The sequence below is a fragment of the Pseudoduganella sp. GW821-FHT11H04 genome (assembly GCF_058807935.1).
Genome location: NZ_JBXARE010000003.1, coordinates 391,153 through 409,401 on the forward strand (window position 1 = coordinate 391,153; position 18,249 = coordinate 409,401).

22 protein-coding genes are annotated in these 18,249 nt (G+C 59.2%); 15 read left to right on the plus strand and 7 right to left on the minus strand.

What is annotated here, in order from left to right; translation table 11 throughout:
* Nucleotides 1-29: 29 nt before the first annotated feature.
* Both hemA and AC1RTP_RS08920 read right to left on the minus strand, forming a co-directional pair.
* Nucleotides 30-1,304 (minus strand): glutamyl-tRNA reductase, encoded by a 1,275-nt coding sequence (gene hemA / locus AC1RTP_RS08915; protein WP_498606575.1) that lies wholly within the window; start codon nucleotides 1,302-1,304, stop codon nucleotides 30-32.
* Between the two features lie 54 nt (nucleotides 1,305-1,358).
* The gene (locus AC1RTP_RS08920; RefSeq protein ID WP_498606579.1) at nucleotides 1,359-2,048 is read right to left on the minus strand and encodes a response regulator transcription factor; all 690 of its coding nucleotides are present in this window, start codon (nucleotides 2,046-2,048) and stop codon (nucleotides 1,359-1,361) included.
* 205 nt (nucleotides 2,049-2,253) lie between these two features.
* Here AC1RTP_RS08920 and AC1RTP_RS08925 point away from each other — a divergent pair, with 205 nt between their 5' ends.
* Nucleotides 2,254-2,745 carry a hypothetical protein gene (locus AC1RTP_RS08925; RefSeq protein WP_498606582.1) on the plus strand — a complete coding sequence of 164 codons (492 nt, stop codon included), beginning with the start codon at nucleotides 2,254-2,256 and terminating at the stop codon, nucleotides 2,743-2,745.
* Between the two features lie 91 nt (nucleotides 2,746-2,836).
* Here the strand turns inward: AC1RTP_RS08925 and minE are convergent, their stop codons facing one another.
* Genes minE through minC form a run of 3 tightly spaced genes read right to left on the minus strand, consistent with a single transcriptional unit; the run spans nucleotide 2,837 to nucleotide 4,683 of the window.
* On the minus strand, nucleotides 2,837-3,088 hold the full coding sequence (minE, locus tag AC1RTP_RS08930) for a cell division topological specificity factor MinE (protein ID WP_498606587.1): 252 nt from the start codon (nucleotides 3,086-3,088) through the stop codon (nucleotides 2,837-2,839).
* Nucleotides 3,088-3,903 carry a septum site-determining protein MinD gene (gene minD / locus AC1RTP_RS08935; RefSeq protein ID WP_498606589.1) on the minus strand — a complete coding sequence of 272 codons (816 nt, stop codon included), beginning with the start codon at nucleotides 3,901-3,903 and terminating at the stop codon, nucleotides 3,088-3,090. The genes minE and minD overlap by 1 nt, the downstream gene beginning before the upstream one ends.
* A gap of 21 nt (nucleotides 3,904-3,924) precedes the next feature.
* Nucleotides 3,925-4,683, minus strand: a complete 759-nt coding sequence (gene minC / locus AC1RTP_RS08940; protein WP_498606593.1) for a septum site-determining protein MinC — start codon at nucleotides 4,681-4,683, stop codon at nucleotides 3,925-3,927.
* A 160-nt stretch (nucleotides 4,684-4,843) separates the two neighbouring features.
* On the opposite strand from minC, the gene AC1RTP_RS08945 reads away from it, so the two are divergent.
* Together AC1RTP_RS08945 and AC1RTP_RS08950 are read left to right on the plus strand one after the other, a co-directional pair.
* Entirely contained in the window at nucleotides 4,844-5,662 is an 819-nt protein-coding gene (locus AC1RTP_RS08945) for a ribonuclease E inhibitor RraB (RefSeq protein ID WP_498606596.1), read from the plus strand.
* Between the two features lie 16 nt (nucleotides 5,663-5,678).
* A complete protein-coding gene (locus AC1RTP_RS08950; RefSeq protein WP_498606599.1) occupies nucleotides 5,679-6,170 on the plus strand; it encodes a GNAT family N-acetyltransferase in 492 nt (163 codons plus the stop codon).
* 106 nt (nucleotides 6,171-6,276) lie between these two features.
* Here AC1RTP_RS08950 and metE read toward each other — a convergent pair whose 3' ends face one another.
* On the minus strand, nucleotides 6,277-8,607 hold the full coding sequence (gene metE / locus AC1RTP_RS08955; protein WP_498606602.1) for a 5-methyltetrahydropteroyltriglutamate--homocysteine S-methyltransferase: 2,331 nt from the start codon (nucleotides 8,605-8,607) through the stop codon (nucleotides 6,277-6,279).
* 101 nt (nucleotides 8,608-8,708) lie between these two features.
* Here metE and AC1RTP_RS08960 point away from each other — a divergent pair, with 101 nt between their 5' ends.
* The 12 genes from AC1RTP_RS08960 (at nucleotide 8,709) to AC1RTP_RS09015 (ending at nucleotide 17,609) form a co-directional block, all read left to right on the plus strand.
* Nucleotides 8,709-9,617, plus strand: coding sequence for a LysR family transcriptional regulator (locus tag AC1RTP_RS08960; RefSeq protein WP_498606607.1), 909 nt, complete (start codon nucleotides 8,709-8,711; stop codon nucleotides 9,615-9,617).
* A 126-nt stretch (nucleotides 9,618-9,743) separates the two neighbouring features.
* Entirely contained in the window at nucleotides 9,744-10,016 is a 273-nt protein-coding gene (locus AC1RTP_RS08965) for a hypothetical protein (protein ID WP_498606609.1), read from the plus strand.
* A 75-nt stretch (nucleotides 10,017-10,091) separates the two neighbouring features.
* Nucleotides 10,092-11,270, plus strand: a complete 1,179-nt coding sequence (locus AC1RTP_RS08970; RefSeq protein ID WP_498606611.1) for an acetyl-CoA C-acetyltransferase — start codon at nucleotides 10,092-10,094, stop codon at nucleotides 11,268-11,270.
* 30 nt (nucleotides 11,271-11,300) lie between these two features.
* Nucleotides 11,301-12,041 (plus strand): acetoacetyl-CoA reductase, encoded by a 741-nt coding sequence (gene phbB, locus AC1RTP_RS08975; RefSeq protein ID WP_498606615.1) that lies wholly within the window; start codon nucleotides 11,301-11,303, stop codon nucleotides 12,039-12,041.
* Between the two features lie 77 nt (nucleotides 12,042-12,118).
* Nucleotides 12,119-12,466 (plus strand): hypothetical protein, encoded by a 348-nt coding sequence (locus AC1RTP_RS08980; RefSeq protein WP_498606619.1) that lies wholly within the window; start codon nucleotides 12,119-12,121, stop codon nucleotides 12,464-12,466.
* A gap of 40 nt (nucleotides 12,467-12,506) precedes the next feature.
* Nucleotides 12,507-12,902 carry a DUF1761 domain-containing protein gene (locus tag AC1RTP_RS08985; protein ID WP_498606621.1) on the plus strand — a complete coding sequence of 132 codons (396 nt, stop codon included), beginning with the start codon at nucleotides 12,507-12,509 and terminating at the stop codon, nucleotides 12,900-12,902.
* The gene (locus tag AC1RTP_RS08990) at nucleotides 12,902-13,273 is read left to right on the plus strand and encodes a hypothetical protein (RefSeq protein ID WP_498606624.1); all 372 of its coding nucleotides are present in this window, start codon (nucleotides 12,902-12,904) and stop codon (nucleotides 13,271-13,273) included. The genes AC1RTP_RS08985 and AC1RTP_RS08990 overlap by 1 nt, the downstream gene beginning before the upstream one ends.
* Entirely contained in the window at nucleotides 13,251-13,817 is a 567-nt protein-coding gene (locus AC1RTP_RS08995; RefSeq protein WP_498606626.1) for a demethoxyubiquinone hydroxylase family protein, read from the plus strand. The genes AC1RTP_RS08990 and AC1RTP_RS08995 overlap by 23 nt, the downstream gene beginning before the upstream one ends.
* A 580-nt stretch (nucleotides 13,818-14,397) precedes the next feature.
* Nucleotides 14,398-15,696: an amino acid deaminase gene (locus AC1RTP_RS09000; protein WP_498606629.1), complete on the plus strand. Its 1,299-nt coding sequence runs from the start codon at nucleotides 14,398-14,400 to the stop codon at nucleotides 15,694-15,696.
* Nucleotides 15,697-15,733: 37 nt separating this feature from the next.
* Nucleotides 15,734-16,693: a prolyl aminopeptidase gene (pip, locus tag AC1RTP_RS09005; protein WP_498606630.1), complete on the plus strand. Its 960-nt coding sequence runs from the start codon at nucleotides 15,734-15,736 to the stop codon at nucleotides 16,691-16,693.
* A gap of 2 nt (nucleotides 16,694-16,695) precedes the next feature.
* Nucleotides 16,696-17,148: a DUF2721 domain-containing protein gene (locus AC1RTP_RS09010; protein ID WP_498607152.1), complete on the plus strand. Its 453-nt coding sequence runs from the start codon at nucleotides 16,696-16,698 to the stop codon at nucleotides 17,146-17,148.
* Between the two features lie 8 nt (nucleotides 17,149-17,156).
* Nucleotides 17,157-17,609: a hypothetical protein gene (locus tag AC1RTP_RS09015; protein ID WP_498606633.1), complete on the plus strand. Its 453-nt coding sequence runs from the start codon at nucleotides 17,157-17,159 to the stop codon at nucleotides 17,607-17,609.
* A gap of 6 nt (nucleotides 17,610-17,615) precedes the next feature.
* Here the strand turns inward: AC1RTP_RS09015 and AC1RTP_RS09020 are convergent, their stop codons facing one another.
* Nucleotides 17,616-18,245 (minus strand): SRPBCC family protein, encoded by a 630-nt coding sequence (locus AC1RTP_RS09020; RefSeq protein ID WP_498606635.1) that lies wholly within the window; start codon nucleotides 18,243-18,245, stop codon nucleotides 17,616-17,618.
* Between the last annotated feature and the right edge of the window lie 4 nt (nucleotides 18,246-18,249).

The window sequence follows — 18,249 nt, forward strand, 5'->3', positions numbered from 1 at the left end:
GCGGTGCGGCAGGAGAAGGTGTGGCGCCGCTAACGGCGGCCGCGGAACAATTGTGGCAGCAGCTCGGCCAGTTGGGCGCGCTCGTCGCCCTGTGCGCGGTGCAGTGCTTGCTGCGGGCCGTGCATGAATTTCGCGGTCAGGCCTTTGGACAAAGCCTCCAGCACCGCATCAATCGGCTCGCCCTTGGCCAGCAGCTTGCGCGCGCGTTCCAGTTCCAGCAGGCGAATCACTTCGCTGTTCTCTTGCAGGCCCTGGATCACCGGTACCACGGCGCGGTCGTCGATCCAGTGCATGAAGGACTGCACTCGGGTTTCGATAATCGCTTCCGCCTGCGCCACGGCGGCCTGGCGGTTTTCCATGCCGGTCTGCACCACCTTGCCCAGGTCGTCCACGGTATAAAGGAAGACGTCGTTCAGGCGGCCCACTTCCGGCTCGATATCGCGCGGCACGGCCAGGTCGACCATGAACATCGGCTTGTGGCGGCGTGCCTTGATGGCGCGTTCCACCATGCCCAGTCCAATCAGCGGCAGCGAAGAAGCGGTGCAGGAAATGACGATATCGTATTGCTGAAGCTGGGAGCCCAATTCGGCCAGGCGCATGGCCTTGCCGTTGAAGCGGTGCGCCAGCGCCTCGCCGCGTTCCATGGTGCGGTTGGCCACCGTGATCGATTTCGGATTCTGCGCCGCGAAGTGCGTGGCGCAAAGCTCGATCATTTCACCGGCGCCGATGAAGAGCACATTCTGTTCGGAGATCTTGTCGAAGATGCGCTGCGACAGCCGCACGGCAGCAGCCGCCATCGACACGCTGTGCGCGCCGATTTCGGTGGTGCTGCGCACTTCCTTGGCAACGGCGAAGCTGCGCTGGAACAGCTGGTGCAGGTAGGTGCCAAGGCCGCCCGCTTCGTCGGCGGTACGGATCGCATCCTTGATCTGGCCAAGGATCTGGGTCTCTCCCAGCACCATCGAATCCAGGCCGGAAGCGACGCGGAAGGTATGGCGCACTGCATCGTGCTGCGGCAGCATATACAGGTGCGGGCGCAGCTCGGCGTAATTCAGTTTGTGGAAATCGGCCAGGAATTGCGCGCCGGCGTCGAGCGGATTGGCGGCATTGCTGGCCGCGTACAGCTCGGTTCGGTTGCAGGTGGACAGGATGGCCGCTTCGTCTCCGCCCTTGGAATTGGCGCAGGCAAACCAGTTGCGCGCCGCCGCGACTGCCGTACCCAGCTGCTCAGGCGCGAACGCCAGCCGTTCGCGCAAGGCGACAGGCGCAGTGGTGTGGTTGAGGCCGACGGCGAGAAGTTGCATTTCGGTATAGGCGGACGATTCCAGACGCCATTATACCTTGCTGTGGTTTCCCTCTCAGGAACCCAGCTTTTCCAGGCGGTAGCCGTAGCTGTAAACAGGCACCAGGCGGAAGCCATTTTCTGGCTTTAATTGCAATTTATTGCGGACGCGGGAAACGTGGGTGTCCATCGTGCGCGATGGGATCTCGGTTTCACGGATCCACACCGCTTCGTGGATGTAGGCGCGCGACAGCGGGCGGCCAATGTTGCGGAAAAACAGCAAGGCCAGGTAGAACTCTTTGTGGGTGACGTCCAGGACTTGGCCGTCCATCAGCAGGCGGCCAGGGCGGGTTTCAAAGACGTATTGGCCGAATTGCAATTGCTCGGCGCCATTCTGGCTTGGATAGGCGCGCCGCAGTTGCGCTTGCACGCGGGCAACCAATTCGGAACGGCGCAGGGGCTTGACCAGGTAGTCTTCGGCGCCGACCGCCAGGCCAGTTACGATATCGTCTTCGCCGGAACTGGTGGTGAGGAAGATGACCGGGCCATTTTCCGGCAATTTCTCGCGGGCCTTGCGAATCACTTCGCCCGGGTCCATATCAGTTACCTGCCAGTCGAGGATCAGCATATCGACGCTGTCCTTGCGCATATTGGCCAGCAAATCCTTGGCTGTCTGGTAGCCGTGACAGGCATGGCCAGCGGAAGTCAGGACCTGGCAGATCAGGTCTGCCTGGCTTCGGTCAGCATCAAGGACAACGATTCTCATGTTCTTTACAGCAAAATGTTAAGAAGCAGTCACACGAATATAACAGAGATTTACAAGAAATAGTTACCAATTTGATCAAATATTGCCAGAAAGTACTAATTTCTGTGTCTCGCGCGAGGCTGTTCCTTGATCACAAGGTACACTGCTTGTGGGGCTAGCACAATGGAACAGATGGTGTCTGGCGGCCCTTTGGGAGAGCGAAAACATGAGAAATGAGTGGACTGTATTGCCCTCAAATGAGGCCGATATCGATGCGGTTCGCGAGCGCTGCCGGCGCCTGGTGCGTCGTCGCGCGGCGGTATCGGCGGGTGTTGCTGCTGTGCCAATTCCGGGCGTGGACTTGCTGTCGGATTTGCGTTTGTTCACCCAGTTGATTGATGAGGTGAACCATGAGTTCGGCCTTTCACCGGCTCAAATCGAGCGGATGCAGCCGAAATTGAAGATGATCGCGTACGAGGCTGTGGTAAGCCTGGGCGGGATGCTGGTGGGAAAGGTGGTGACGCGGGAGTTGGTGACGGTGGTGCTCAAGCGCAGCGCGGGGAAGGTCGCGGCCAAGCAGGCGGGTAAGCTGGTGCCAATTGCCGGTCAAATTGCCTCAGCTACTATTGGTTTCTTTGCGTTTAGGCAGATTGGGTATCAGCACGTGGACGCTTGCGCGAAGGTGGCAAGGCAGGTGCTGGCGGGCCAGAACCGGTAATTCGGTGTCTGACCCGCAGGGTCAGACACCTGGCCTGCGGCAGCCGCGTAAAGGTGTCAGACCCTGTGGGTCTGACACAGGTTTACCGGGTTTAGGCGTCCGGCAAAACCACGTTAACGTCGAGAACTTCCAGATTCCCCTGGCGATCCAGGGAAATCTTGATATCGTCCGCCGACACCTTGGTGTACTTCGAAATCACATCAATCAGCTCTTTGTGCAGCGCCGGCAGGAAATCCGGTCCAGCACGGCCATTGCGCTCGCGCGCAATGATGATCTGCAAGCGCTCTTTCGCCGCACTGGCCGTTTTCGGCTTGTTAGGGAACAGGAAAGAAAGCAGGGCCATTATTTAGCTCCAAAGATACGCTTCAGGAAACCAGGCTTTTCATAGTCGGTAAACTTCAGCTCAACTTCTTCGCCCAGGAAGCGCGACACCACGTCGGTGTAGGCTTCGGCCACATCAGTACCGGTGAAGTGGATTGCCGGGTTACCCTGGTTGGAAGCATGCAGTACCTGCTCCGACTCAGGGATGATGCCGATCAAAGGAATGCGCAGGATTTCCTGAACGTCTTCAAACGACAGCATTTCGCCCGCTTCTACGCGCTTTGGCGAGTAGCGGGTGATCAGCAGGTGTTCCTTGACCGCTTCGCCGCCGGACTGGGCGCGGCGCGACTTGGCCTGGATGATGCCCAGGATGCGGTCGGAGTCACGCACCGACGACACTTCCGGGTTGGTCACGATCAGGGCTTCGTCGGCGAAGGTCAGCGCCATCAGGGCGCCGTGTTCGATACCGGCCGGCGAGTCGCAGATGATGAAGTCGAACTCCATCTTGATCAGCTCGGCGAGGACGGCTTCCACCCCGTCTTCAGTCAGCGCATCCTTGTCGCGGGTCTGGGACGCCGGCAGGATGTACAGGTTTTCGCAGTGCTTGTCCTTGATCAGGGCCTGGTTCAGGGTCGCTTCTTTATGCACCACGTTGATCAGGTCATACACAACGCGTCGTTCGCAACCCATGATCAGGTCCAGGTTACGCAGGCCGACGTCAAAGTCGATGACGACGGTTTTATGGCCGCGCATGGCGAGGCCGGTGGAGAAACTGGCGCTGGAAGTCGTTTTGCCGACACCGCCCTTGCCGGACGTAACTACAATAATTCGTGCCACAAAGAATCCTTTACTGAACTGTTATTTTGCGGAATTGACAGATTGTATATCCAGACTCTCGCCGTTTAACCGGATTTGTACCGGTTTGCGTGCGTTTTCGGTCGGGAAACCATCTTCAAAAGTACGATAAACACCTGCGATCGAGACCAGTTCAGGGCTCATCGACAGAGCGAAAATGCGGGCCGAGGCGTCGCCGGAGGCGCCGGCCAGGGCACGGCCATTCAAAGTGTTGTAAACGTGAATACTGCCATCCGCGATGATCTCGGCGCCGTTGTTGACGACGGCCATCACGATCAGGTCGCCGCCGCGCGCGTAAATGCGCTGGCCGGCCCGGACCGGGGTGTCGATGATCATGGTACCGCTGAAAGCTGGTGCCGCCGGGGCCGCTGTGGGAGCCGGGGCCGGCGCTGAGGCCGGAGCTGGCGCTGGCTTTTTGGCAACGGCAGGCGCCTCTTCGCGCTTGCCGCTGTCCAGTTGCAGGCCGTGTTGCTGGATTTCTTCCACCATGTCCGGCGTGGCGTTGCGCACGGCCACCGGATTCAGGCGGTATTTTTTCAGGAGGGCGATGGTTGCCGCCCAGTCGATTCGTCCGCAGCCTGGCGCCAGGTCACCCACATCGATGACCGCCAGGTCACCTTCAAAGAAATCGGAAACGCCGCCAGTCATCTCATGCATGGCGGCGTCGAGGGCGACGAGGTCGCTCGTGTACATGATGGCGGACACGGCAACGACGGTGGAAATCTTGATTTCGATAGGCTTTTGGAAGGTGCTCTTCGGCATAACAATCGCAAAGTAACGGGCATGGCCCAGGCTGGTTGCATTGTACTTTGCTTAAGCTTGCTTGGGGAGGCTTGTCCCAGCGTTTATGCGGGTCCGCGGACTGGTTGCCAGGAAATGTTGCCGTGATAAAATTTCAAGAAAATTAACTAAAACAGATGATATGGGCTCGAAGATCAAAATTGGCGATGTTGTCTTTGTGGTTCCTGCGGGCAGTTCGGCTTCGGCGCCTCCGGCGGACGATACGCCGCCCCAGGCCAGCAAATCAGATACGCCTGAGCCGCTGGAAGAGACGCCATATGTCTATCGCCCGAATGACGCCTTTCAATCGGCAGTGGACGAGGCCAGGGCAATTGCGAGCATCAGTTCGGAACAGAAGCCCTGGGTGATTAAGACGTGGTTCGTCCTGTTCGTCCTCGGCCCGTTGATCTATGGGCAGCTGTTCGCGCTGGCGCTTGCTCAGCATGAACATGGCTGGACCTGGATTCGCACTATTGCTGGCGTTAACTTGCTGATTCTGCCGCTTTGGTCCATTTACTACGGCATCTGGCAGCGCAAGGTGAAGAAAGAAGCCGCGCCGATGCTGACGGCCTTACTCATCGCGTTAGTCCTTGCGTGCGGAGCGATCTTACTGTTCGCCAAGAACGAGCCGAAAACGGCCACTCCCGATTATTCAGACTCGCACGCTGTCGCACAACTAGAGGAAGCTGGTTCCAATATTTCCAAGATCCACAATATCGCTTTCTACATGAATTTTCCAACGTCCGCCGGCGCATGGCGGACGTTCGACCAGTTGAAGGCGATGAAATACGAGGTCGAAATGAGGCTGCCCCAGGAAGGCAATCCGCAATGGCAGGTGGTCGTCACCCGCAACATGATTCCCAATGTCAAAGAACTGGAAAGCCTGCGGGCCTTGTTCGATGACAACGCAGCTTCCCATGGCGGCGCGTATGACGGATGGGATATGGAGATCGTGAAATGAAGGCGCGTTTTTAATCATGGCGCTCCAGATCGAACTGGTGCAGCTCACGCTCGAGGAATTGCGCGGACTGACTGAATCAAGGCCGGACGAACGGTTCGGATGCACAGAGGAGGGGGCGCTTCCGCCGCCGCATGTCGCAGGCCGCGCAATGGCGCAGGTGGAAGCTGGTATGCCTGCTTATTGGTGTGTGCCGTTCCTGATTGTCGCCAAGCCAGAAGGCTCGGTTCTCGGAGGATGTACTTTCAAAGGCTCGCCTTCAAATGGCGCGGTCGAAATCGCATATGGGGTCGCCAAGTCGGCTCGTGGGCGGGGCATCGGCAGCGCCGCCGTAGGCCAGCTGTTGAAGCTGGCAGCGGCGGATCACGCCGTACGGCGGGTAGTTGCCGAGATACTGCCCTCCAACATCGCGTCTACAAAAGTCGTTGCGCGCCTGGGCTTCACAGAGCGCGAAACTTTTGTCGACGCGGACGGCGAAACAGTGGTGCGTTGGATCTATTCAGTCAATTAATACAGCCCAAATAGTCGGCCAGTCATGCCGACGATTAGTATCGTCAGCCCAACAAAGCCCGCCACCTCTGCTTCGACGTTTGTAATGCAACGTCGGACGGGATGGCTTATGAAAGTTCCATTTCCCCGCGAAGTTTTTGGGCGGCGGCGACCATGTTTTCCAGCGCGGCTGCAGTTTCCGGCCAGCCGCGTGTTTTCAGGCCGCAGTCCGGGTTGACCCAAAGCTGGGCGGGGGGCACGACGCGGGCTGCTTTGCGTAGCAGCTCCGCCATTTCCTCGCTGCCGGGCACGCGCGGGGAGTGGATATCGTACACGCCTGGGCCGATCTCGTTCGGGTAGCGGAAGCTGGCGAAGCCGCCCAGCAATTCCATGGCGGAGCGGCTGGATTCGATGGTGATCACGTCGGCATCCAGCGCAGCGATTGCCGGCAGGATGTCATTGAACTCGGCGTAGCACATATGGGTGTGGATCTGCGTCGCATCGGCCGCAACGGCAGCGCTGATGCGGAAGGCTTTCGTTGCCCAGGCCAGGTAAGCATCCCAGCGGCTGCGGCGCAGCGGCAAGCCTTCGCGCAGGGCAGGTTCGTCGATCTGGATGACGGCGATGCCGGCGTTTTCCAGGTCGTGCACTTCATCGCGAATTGCCGCAGCAATTTGCAGCGCAGTTTCGGCGCGCGGCTGGTCGTCGCGCACGAAGGACCATTGCAGGATGGTGACAGGGCCGGTCAGCATGCCTTTCATCGGCTTGTCTGTCAGGCTCTGCGCGTACACAGTCCATTCGACTGTCATTGCCTGCGGGCGCTGCACATCGCCATAAATGATGGGCGGCTTCACACAGCGCGAACCATAGGATTGCACCCAACCGTTAGCCGTGAATGCGAAGCCGTCGAGCTGTTCGCCGAAATATTCGACCATGTCGTTGCGTTCGGCTTCACCGTGCACCAGGACATCCAGGCCTAGCGCTTCCTGGCGGCGGATGGCGTGCTCGATTTCTTCACGCATCGCTTGCTGGTAGTTCAGCGCCGGCAGTTCACCGCGTCTAAAGGCCGCGCGCGCGGTGCGGATTTGCTGCGTTTGCGGGAAGGAGCCGATTGTCGTGGTCGGGAAGACCGGCAGTTTGAGGCGAGCCTGCTGCTGGCGCTGGCGTTCCGCAAACACGGAGCAGCGACGGTCGGCGGCGCTGTCGGAAGCAAGCGCCGCCATGCGTGCTTTGGTTTCAGCATGGTGGGCACGAGCACTGGACCGGCGTGTTTCGTGCGCTGCACGTGCGGCAGCGAAGCCGCGGGCCACTTGCCCGGATACGCGCTCGTCGGCCGAAAGGGCAGCTTTGAGCAGGTTGAGCTCCGCCAGTTTTTCTTCCGCAAACGTCAGCCATGAACGCAGTTCTTCGTCGAGGATTGGCTCTGCAGCGAGGCTGTACGGGACGTGCAGCAGCGAGCAGGAGGTGGAAAGCCAGACTGGGCCGCTGCGCTTGGCGAGCACCGGCAGCAGCGTTGCGAGGATCGCATCGAGATCCGCGCGCCAGATGTTGCGGCCATCGATCACGCCGATGGACAAGACCTTATGCGCCGGCAGCCAATCAGCAACGCTAGTCAGTTCGCTGGCGGCGCGTACCGCATCGACGTGCAGGCCGGCGACCGGAAGGCGGCAGGCCAGGCTGACGTTTTCTTCCAGTGGCGAAAAATAGGTAGCCACCATAAGTTGCGCACCAGCCTGGTTAAGCAGCCAGTAGGCAGGCTCGAAAGCATTACGCCACGCATTCGGCAAGTCGAGGCCAAGGATCGGTTCATCCAGCTGTACCCATTCGGCGCCAGCGGTACGCAACTGCATCAGCAGACGGCTGTATTGCGGCAACAGGTTTTCAAGCAGGTCGAGTCGATTAAAACCACTCGCCGCGTCGCGCTCCTTGCCCAGCCAGAGGAAGGTGAGGGGACCCAGCAGGACAGCCTTGACTGGATGGCCGGCGGCGCGCGCTTCGGCAACTTCATCAAGCAGGTGTTGGCTGTTCAGCTCGAAGGCGGTGGACTCGTTGAATTCCGGCACAAGGTAGTGGTAGTTGGTGTCGAACCACTTGGTCATCTCGAGCGCTGCACCACTATGGCCACAGCCGCACGCTTCATGTGCATGGTCGCCGCGCGCCATGGCGAAGTAATGCGCCAGCGGCGATTCCTCGCCCGAGAATTCAAAGCGCGCCGGCTCGCAACCGAGCAGCTGGATATGGTTCGCTACATGGTCGTACAGGGCGAAATCGCCCACAGTGACGTAGTCGAGGCCATGTTGGCGCTGGGTCTCCCAATGCCGGGCACGGAGATTGCTGGCTATGTCTTGCAGCGCTGCTTCGGACGATTCGCCGCGCCAAAAGCGCTCCAAAGCGAACTTCAGTTCGCGCGCCGCGCCGATGCGCGGAAATCCCGGGATATGAGTTTGTACTAGTTTCATTTTTGTCATGCGTTAGAAATATTCGTGAAGTACAGTTTGCGGCATGGCGGCATATAATAAAAACGAAACTTTTTATGCATTCACTTGAAAACTTTTCATACATGCTCGAGATTCGTCACCTGCGCACGCTGTCTGCGCTTCGCTCATCCGGTAGCCTGGTCAAGGCAGCACAGTTGCTGAACCTGACCCAGTCGGCTTTGTCCCATCAAATCAAATTGCTGGAAGATCGCTACGGTACGCCGCTGTTCGAGCGTAAATCGATGCCGATCGGCTTCACGGCGACGGGCGAGAGGCTGTTAAAACTGGCCGATACCCTGCTGCCCGAAGTGGAGCGGGCCGAGCGCGACATGCTGCGCCTGTCGCAAGGCGACACCGGCCAGCTGCGCGTCGCGCTTGAATGCCATACATGCTTCGACTGGCTGATGCCGGTGATGGATGCCTTCCGCACTCGCTGGCCGGATGTGGAAATCGACCTCGTTTCCGGATTCCACAGCGAGCCAGCAGACTTGCTGCGTCATGGACAGGCCGACCTGGTGATCGGCTCCGATTACAGCGCCGACTATTCGACTTTCCCGCTGTTCCGTTTCGAAATCCTGACCGTGATGGCGCAAAAGCACCGCCTCGCAGCGCAGCGCCGACTGGCGGCCCAGGACTTTGAAGGCGAAACCTTAATCACCTACCCGGTGCCCGAAACACGCATCGACCTGATCCGCGAGGTGTTGCGTCCCGCCGGCGTCGAATTCCAGCGCCGCACCGCTGAACTGACGGTCGCCATTCTGCAATTAGTTGCAAGCCGCCGCGGCTTGGCTGCCCTTCCGAACTGGGCAATCAAGAATTATGTGGACTACGACTACGTTATTGCACGTCCAATTGGCGAGACCGGCCTGTGGAGCGACTTGTTCGTTTCGGTGCCGCCCGCCCTACAGCACAAGGCTTACGTGGCCGACTTCGTCAACGTGATACGCGAGCAGTGCGCATCCACACTGGACGGTATCAAGTTATTGTCGTGACATCGTTAAGGGTTTTATGCAAAATGAAAGCGTCCTTGATGTTTATCAAACGTATCGCAGGAATCGCGCACTAACATGAGAAGTCTTGAGGTATCTCAGCCACTAAACTGATCGAAGGAGCATGGCATGTACGCGTTCAATGACGAATTTTCTCGCGCCGCTCAGGCGGCTTTCGACGCGCAACTCGCTAGCTTCGCCAGTATTTGTGATTGGCATCGCGATACCGCATTGGCTTCTCTTGCTGCCATGACCGCAGCTTCCAATGAATTCCTGGCCATCCAGCATCCACAAGATCTGCTGCAAATGGCAACCGACCAAGGCAAGCACGCTATTGACCGTGCGCAAGCATTTGGCCGTGAGGCAACAGATGTGGCCTTAAATAAGCCACTGTTCCGGTAGGTCATTGCTGGCAGCACGTATGACACTTAGCTAGAATGCATTGAAAGATTTTCATACCACTTCCGGAGAAGCAGAATGGATGACGTAGTAATCGTTGCAGCAGGCCGAACCGCAGTAGGCAAATTTGGTGGTTCCCTGGCCAAGACCCCGGCAGCAGAGCTGGGCGCCCACGTAATCAAGGGCCTGCTGGCCCAAACCGGCATCGACCCTAACCTGGTGAGTGAAGTCATCATGGGCCAAGTGCTCACCGCTGGCGTTGGCCAGAATCCTGCACGCCAGGCCGTGATCAAGTCGGGCCTGCCAAACGCCATCCCTGGCTACACCATCAACAAGGTTTGCGGCAGCGGCCTGAAGGCCACCCACCTGGCGGCGCAGGCGATCAAATGCGGCGACGCCGGCATCATCATCGCGGGCGGCCAGGAAAACATGAGCGCTTCGCCGCACGTGCTGAACGGTTCGCGCGACGGCTTCCGCATGGGCGACGCCAAGATGGTCGACACCATGATCGTTGACGGCCTGTGGGACGTGTACAACCAGTACCACATGGGCATCACTGCCGAAAACGTTGCGAAAAAATACGATATCTCGCGCAGCCAGCAAGATGAATTCGCCCTGCAGTCGCAACTGAAAGCAGAAGCGGCACAGAAAGCCGGCAAGTTCAAGGACGAGATCCTCCCGCTGGAAATCGTGCAGAAGAAAGGCAGCATCTTCTTCGACCAGGACGAGTACATCAAGCCGGGTTCCACCCTGGATGCGCTGTCCGGCCTGCGCCCAGCCTTCGACAAAGCGGGTTCCGTCACCGCTGGTAATGCTTCCGGCCTCAACGATGGCGCCGCGGCCGTGATGATGATGTCCGCCAAGCAGGCCAAGGAACTGGGCCTGAAACCGCTGGCGCGCATCAAGGCCTACGCTTCGTCTGGCCTGGATCCTGCTTACATGGGTATGGGCCCGGTACCGGCTTCGCAGCTGTGCCTGAAAAAGGCCGGCTGGTCGCCACAGGACCTGGACCTGCTGGAGATTAACGAAGCCTTCGCTGCGCAAGCCTGCGCAGTGAACAAGGAAATGGGCTGGGACACCAGCAAGATCAACGTCAACGGCGGCGCGATTGCAATCGGCCACCCGATCGGCGCTTCCGGCGCGCGCATCCTGGTGACCCTGCTGCATGAAATGGTTCGTCGTGACGCGAAGAAAGGCCTGGCCTCGCTATGCATCGGCGGCGGCATGGGCGTAGCACTGGCAGTAGAGCGGGAATAAGCAATCGTTTAAATTAACAGGGGAACATAAATGGCACGAGTTGCATTAGTAACGGGCGGCATGGGTGGTCTGGGTGAAGCGATCTGCATCAAGATGGTCGCGCTGGGCTACAAAGTGGTTACCACGTATTCCCCGAGCAATAAGACGCATGAGTCGTGGCTGGCCACGATGAAGGACCAGGGCTACAACTTCACCGCCTATCCTTGCGATGTGTCGGACTATGATTCGGCGGCAACCTGCATCGCCGCGATCGAGCGCGATATCGGCCCGGTGGACGTGCTGGTGAATAACGCTGGTATCACCCGCGACATGACCTTCAAGAAGATGGACAAGGTCAATTGGGATGCAGTGATGAAGACCAACCTGGACTCCGTGTTCAACATGACCAAGCCGGTAACGGATGGCATGGTGGACCGTGGCTGGGGCCGCGTCATCAACATCTCCTCGGTGAACGGCCAGAAAGGTGCTTTCGGCCAGACCAACTACTCCGCGGCCAAGGCCGGCGTGCACGGCTTCACCAAAGCGCTGGCGCTGGAAGTGGCGCGCAAGGGCGTCACCGTCAACACCATCTCGCCAGGCTACATCGGCACCAAGATGGTGATGGAAATCCCGAAAGACGTGCTGGATTCGAAGATCATCCCGCAAATCCCGATGGCCCGCCTGGGCAAGCCGGAAGAAGTGGCAGGCCTGGTGGCCTACCTGGCTTCCGACGAAGCGGCGTTCCTGACCGGTGCCAACATCGCCATTAACGGCGGCCAGCACATGTCCTGATCGCAGTAAAGAGCAACGCAACACCCAAACGCCGTCTGGTCCTCGTGCCGGTCGGCGTTTGTTCGTTTGGAGACCTCATGAAAAAATTACTGCCCCTGTTGCTGCTCGCCGCCTGCAGCCGCGACATCCCGCAAGACAAGCTGCTCGACATCCTCAACCAGCGCGCGCCGCTGGTGGACCATATCGGCCAGGTTACCAAGGTCGAAGTGCTGAGCACCGCCAAAGCCGCCGCTGGCAATGACAGCGAGCGCCACAGCTGCGAAGTGCGCCTGATGCACGTCACCGGCAAGAAAGGCTCGACCTTTGTCAGCTTCCTGCGTCGGGAGACCTCGGGTGACACCGTTTCCGCACTGACCTGGGCCGACGACCGGCATGCTGCGACCGGCAAGATGGGTGAAATGCTTTCCGAGCATTGCAAGCAGTGATATCGTTCCTCCTCAACAATAAAACACTGGGGAGACAACGATGCAGATGTGGGACATGAATTACTGGGCGGTTCTATTGGCGGCGGTTTCAAGCTTCATGCTGGGCGGCCTGTGGTATTCGCCGGTCCTGTTCGGAAAAATGTGGAACGACGAAAATGGCGGCGTCAAACAAGGCAGCCACCCGGCCAAGGTCTTTGGCATAGCCTTCCTGTTCTCGCTGCTCGCCGCAGTCGTCTTCGCCCGCTGGATCGGCCCTGCGCCGGAACTCGCATACGCGATCAAGCACGGCATCATGGCCGGCTTTGGCATTGTGGCCGCCTGCTTCGGCATCAACTACCAGTTCGCCAATCGCAGCTTCAATCTATGGCTGATCGACGGCGGCTACCACACCGCACAATTCCTTGTTTTCGGCCTTATTCTGGGCCTTTGGCATTAATGAAGCGCGCATTTTTCTTTTTCTTTGCAGCTCTGCTGCTAGGCTGCTCACGTTCACCCGAACCGCTATCGCAAGTCGAAGTAAGCAAACCCACGGCGTCCAAACAGATCACCGAAAGCCAGGCCGTCGACTTGCTCATGACTGCACTTAAGCAGCACAAGGTCGCTGATTTGGACTGCCTCTCTTTTGCGGCGGAAAGTGATCCTCAAATCGCCAAGGCAGAAAAGTGGGAGTTCGCCGCTCGCGAAATCCACAACGCAAAATGTGGAGGCGACCCAGACGTATCGCACGTGCGCGATCGCTACGAAGTTAGTTCGTCGGGTACGATCAGAGTCTACGATGTCGTCAATGCCGACTTCACCAATCTCTAAACGTTCTAAATACGGCACCCTCGCAGGCGACGATGAGTTTGCCGCGAGGGTTCTGAAAGTCAATCACGCCGGCGAGAACGGGGCAGTAAACATCTACGCCGGTCAGATTTTTCTCGCTCGACTTACCGCCCCAGGCATGGTTGCGCACCTGAGCGAATTCAAGTCTCACGAAGAGCGGCACCGAGAGATTTTCTGGGTTGAGCTTCGGCGTCGTAAGCGTCCTCGCTGCCGTGGCTATTGGCTTTGCGGCATCGGCGGATTCACTCTTGGTTTAGTAACGTCCGTCTTGGGTCGTACAGCCATCGCAGCAACGACCGTGGCGGTGGAGCGCGTAGTTCTTCGCCATCTGGAGCAACAGCTTAAAGAATTGGGCGATAAGGATGAGGCTGCCGTAAAAGCCATTGAGTCAATCGTTATCGAGGAACGGCAGCATCATGATCAGTCAGCCTCGCTAATCGCAGTTAATGGATTCTGGAATAAAGTCCTGTCCTCGGTGGTCTCGGCATCCACCGAGGCAGTCATTTGGATCGGGATGCGAGCATGAGCTCAAGAGGCGAGACTTCGCTGCTCGCCGTTCGCTAAGTCTTCGTCATGCAGCCGCTGCAGGTTTGACCATAGTTCAGGGCTGGTACCTAAGGCCTCCCCAATGGCCGAAATGCTTGCTTCCGTTATCCGGGAGCCATCGAGGATTGACTGGATCTGTGCTTCGCTTAAGCCGGATTGCTTGGCAAATTGTCCTACGGATCATCCGCGCTCCGCTAATTCCTCTCGTAGAAGTTCGCCTGGTGGGTAGTAGTCACCGCTAGACATTGTCGGCTCCTCAAAAGCTAATGATAGTCTTCTATTTTCTTGGCGACCTCATGCGGAAATCCGTGGAAATACCTTAGATCGATCTCCCAGCGATAATACGCCTGATTTTGGAACAATACCTGCATCGGGCGCCTCCCGTTCAGCATGATCGAGGTGTCATTCTTTATCGTTCGATCGATTGAGGCATTGAGAAAAATCTATCGGACGTCATGCTCCCTTGGCTGCACACCAGGCCGCGATGGGGCGGCAGCCTCGCCTAGTATGACCTTGTACGCTACTATGGCTGTTACCGCTCCTTTTCGCAAAACGACGCCATGCTCTCCCTGCCCGAACTTGATGAACAAACCCTGCTACCAGGTGTAAAAGGCCTGCCAATTGTTGAGCCGCTGCGGCAGCACATGATCGGTGCTCAGCATTGGAATGTGCTGGCGGCTGATACCAGCCTGCCGGTGGCGTTGCTGAAGGCTTCGGCTTTGCAGCACAACCTGGCCTGGATGAAGGCTTTTTGCGAACGCCATGGCGTGCTGCTTGCGCCGCACGGCAAGACGACGATGAGCCCGCACCTGTTCGCGGCGCAGATCGAGAACGGTGCCTGGGGCATTACGCTGGCCACCATCCCGCAGGTGCAGATTGCAGTGCGCTTTGGTGTGCGGCGTGTGATCCTGGCCAATGAGCTGGTGGCGCCTGCCGATATCCGCGCTGTGCTGCATCTGATGCAAGAAGATGCCAACTTCGAATTCTTCGCGCTGGTCGATTCGCTGCAAGGCGTCGAGCGCTTGTCGCGTGAGGTGCAAGCGTTTGGCCTTGCGCGGCCTTTGCCGTTGCTGGTGGAGTTGGGCATGAAGGGTAAGCGTGCCGGTTGCCGCGATCCGGAGGAGGTAATGGCGGTGGCGCGCGCGGTGGCTGCCGCGCCGGGCTTGCAGCTGGCCGGCATCGAAGGCTATGAAGGGCTGGTCGTCACCGACAACCGTGCGGCAGACGTGGAAGTAGTGAACGGCTTCCTGCAACGCATGGGGGAAATGCTGCGGGCTGCGGCGGCGGAAGGTTTGTTCGGCGGCGAGCAGGTCATCATTTCGGCAGGCGGCTCGGCGTATTTCGACCGCGTGGCGCGCGAATTCGCAGGGCTGGCGGTGCAAGGCAAGAAGGTGCTGCCGATCCTGCGCAGCGGCTGCTATGTCACCAATGACCATGGCTACTACGGTGGACTGACCAGCGAGCTGGCGGCGCGCGAGGGCAAGGTCGCTGGCGAAGGACTGCGGCCGGCGCTGGAGATCTGGACCACCGTGTTGTCGCGGCCCGAGCCGAACCTGGCGATCCTGGCCATGGGCAAGCGCGACGCATCGCACGACCTGGGACTGCCGCTGCCGATCGCGGCGCATCGTCCGGGCGAGGGCGGGGCGGCGCTGCAGCTGCCAAAGGGCGCCGTGATCGACAAGATGAACGACCAGCATGCTTACCTGCGCTGGCCGGAAGGCATAAAAGCGGACCTGCAAGTGGGCGACCTGGTGGGCTGCGGCATCTCCCACCCCTGCACGACATTCGACAAATGGCCCCTGATGCTGCTTGTGGATGACACGTACAACGTCCTGCAAGCCATCAATACCTTCTTCTGAGCGGTTACAATCTTGGCTTCACGCACAGAGGAAAACCATGCCTGACGCCCTGCCACACCTGTTCCCGCCTATCCAGCCCCGCAATAGCGGCATGCTGGCGGTCGATGACATCCATACAATTTATTGGGAAGAAGTGGGCAACCCGAACGGCATCCCGGTGGTCTTCCTGCACGGCGGCCCGGGCGCCGGCATGTCGCCGCAGCACCGTCGCTTCTTCAATCCGGACCACTACCGTGTCATCCTGTTCGACCAGCGCGGCGCCGGCAAATCGACCCCGCTGGGCGATGTGCGCAATAACACCACCCAGCTCCTGATCGAAGACATTGAACGCCTGCGCGAGCTGTTCGGCATCGATAAGTGGCTGGTATTCGGCGGCTCCTGGGGTTCCACCCTGGCGCTAGCATACGGCCAGGCCCACCCTGAACGCTGCCTGGGCTTCGTCCTGCGCGGCATCTTCCTCTGCACGCAGAAGGAAATCGACTGGTTCCTGCAAGGCTCCGAATGGTTCCATCCGGAGGTGTACGACGAGTTCATCGCCCCCATCCCGGCGGAAGAACGCGGCAACCTGCTGCAAGCCTACGTCAAGCGCATCATGGACCCGAATCCGGATGTGCATTGGCCCGCCGTGCGCGCCTGGAGCAAATTCGAAGGCCGCCGCGTATTCCTGCTGCCGCAGCCGGATGAACCGCCATCGGACACGCTGGACCTGGGCGTCGGCCGCATGGAATCGCATTACATGGCCAACCTGGGCTTCTTCACCGACGGCCAGCTGCTTGCCAACACCTCGCGTATCGCCCACCTGCCGGCCGTGATCGTGCAGGGCCGCTATGACGTGATCTGCCCGCCGGTATCGGCCGCCCGCCTGCAGCAAGCCTGGGGCGCCAACGCCGTGATGAAGATGATCCCCGATGCCGGCCATGGCGCCATGGAGCAGGGCATCAGCCGCGCCCTGGTCAACGCCACCGAGCAATTCCGCCAGCAAGGACGGTTCGCATGAACATGAATATCCAGCTTGGCGACATCGGCCACATCATCCAGCTGGCGATTGCGCCGGTGTTCATGCTGTCCACCGTCTGCACCAACCTGCTGGTGCTGCTGAACCGCCTGGCGCGTATCATCGACCGCTCTCGCGTCCTGGAAGAACGGCTTGATGTAGCCTATAACGACACATACATGAACGAGCTGGACGTGCTGTACCGCCGCTCGCACCTGATCAACGTTGCGATTGCGCTGTGCACGGCCTGTGGCCTGTTCGTCTGCCTGGTGGTGGGTCTGCTGTTCGTCGGCGACGCTGCCAACGTCGCCTTGGACAAGTACATCGCCGGCCTGTTCATCGCCGCGATGATCTGCCTGATCGGCAATTTCGGCTACCTGCTGCGAGAAATCTTCATCGCCTCGACATTTATGCGTGCCCACCGCCATATGCGGCACATTGAAAGAACCCCGAACTAAGAATCATCATGCACGATTACAAACGCCCACCTACGCTGCACCGCTACGGCCCGCGCAGCGAACTCGAACAAGCCCTGAAAGACGGCCAGTTCGTTCTGCGCCCTGTGGGCAGCTTCCTGACCCTGAGCTTCTCGCAAGCCTGGAACCGCGATCTGTTTGAACACTTCGGCGCCGAAAGCTGCCTGGTGATCCACAATACCGAGGAATTTGGTGAGCGCGTCCACCGCGCCGTACAACGCAGCTTGCCAAATTGGGCGGGTATCGACGGCGCCGTGGAATACGGCGGCCGCGCCGCCCTGGGCGCTGCCTTCACCAAGACGCGTGAGGATGCAATTGAGAAAGAATGGCAATTCGCCTGGCGCTCCATGCAGACCGCTTCCACCATGAACCCGGTGGTGATCCGTATCGGCAGCCTGGAAAACTTCGCGGAAGTGCGCGACCGCGACCACTACACGGCCTAAGCCGAATTATGGGATGCTGGGCACCCCGCCCAGCCCGCGCGCCAGCTCGGACTGTTTTGGCAGGGCAGGCTGGCGCTCAAGGTGGGCCAGCACGGCGATCATCATGCGCTGGATATCGCCGCGGATGATATTGGTACCCAGCAGGCCAGGCACGTAGAAGTTCGGCATCAGGCGGCCGCTGTAGACCACGCGGGTGCCGCCGGTTTCCGGAATCGGTATCAGTTCCCAGCGCGCCTCGTAATGTTTCATATCGCCCGAGACCAGGGCAATGTCGATCGACGACATCGGCTGCTCCGTCGCGCGCACTACCAGATGGATGGAGCGCGACATGAACAGGAAGCGGGCCGTACCAAATTGCTCAATAATGACTTCATTGCCATTACGCGAGAGCACCCGGCACGAGGCCAGGTCGGGTACGAAGTCCTCCATGCTGTCGTAGGAGGTGAGGGTGCGCCAGACTGTTGGCAGCGATGCATGTACCGTGCCGCTGGCGTTCACTTCATAGAGCTGCTGCGCGTCTGCTGTCACCCGGTTGACGGTCACTTCCAGCTTGGGAATCTCCAATCGTGCCGTCTGCCCCGCCCCGAATACAGGCGCGGTAAAACCGAGGAACAATACTAATAACAGTCGCTTCATCCTC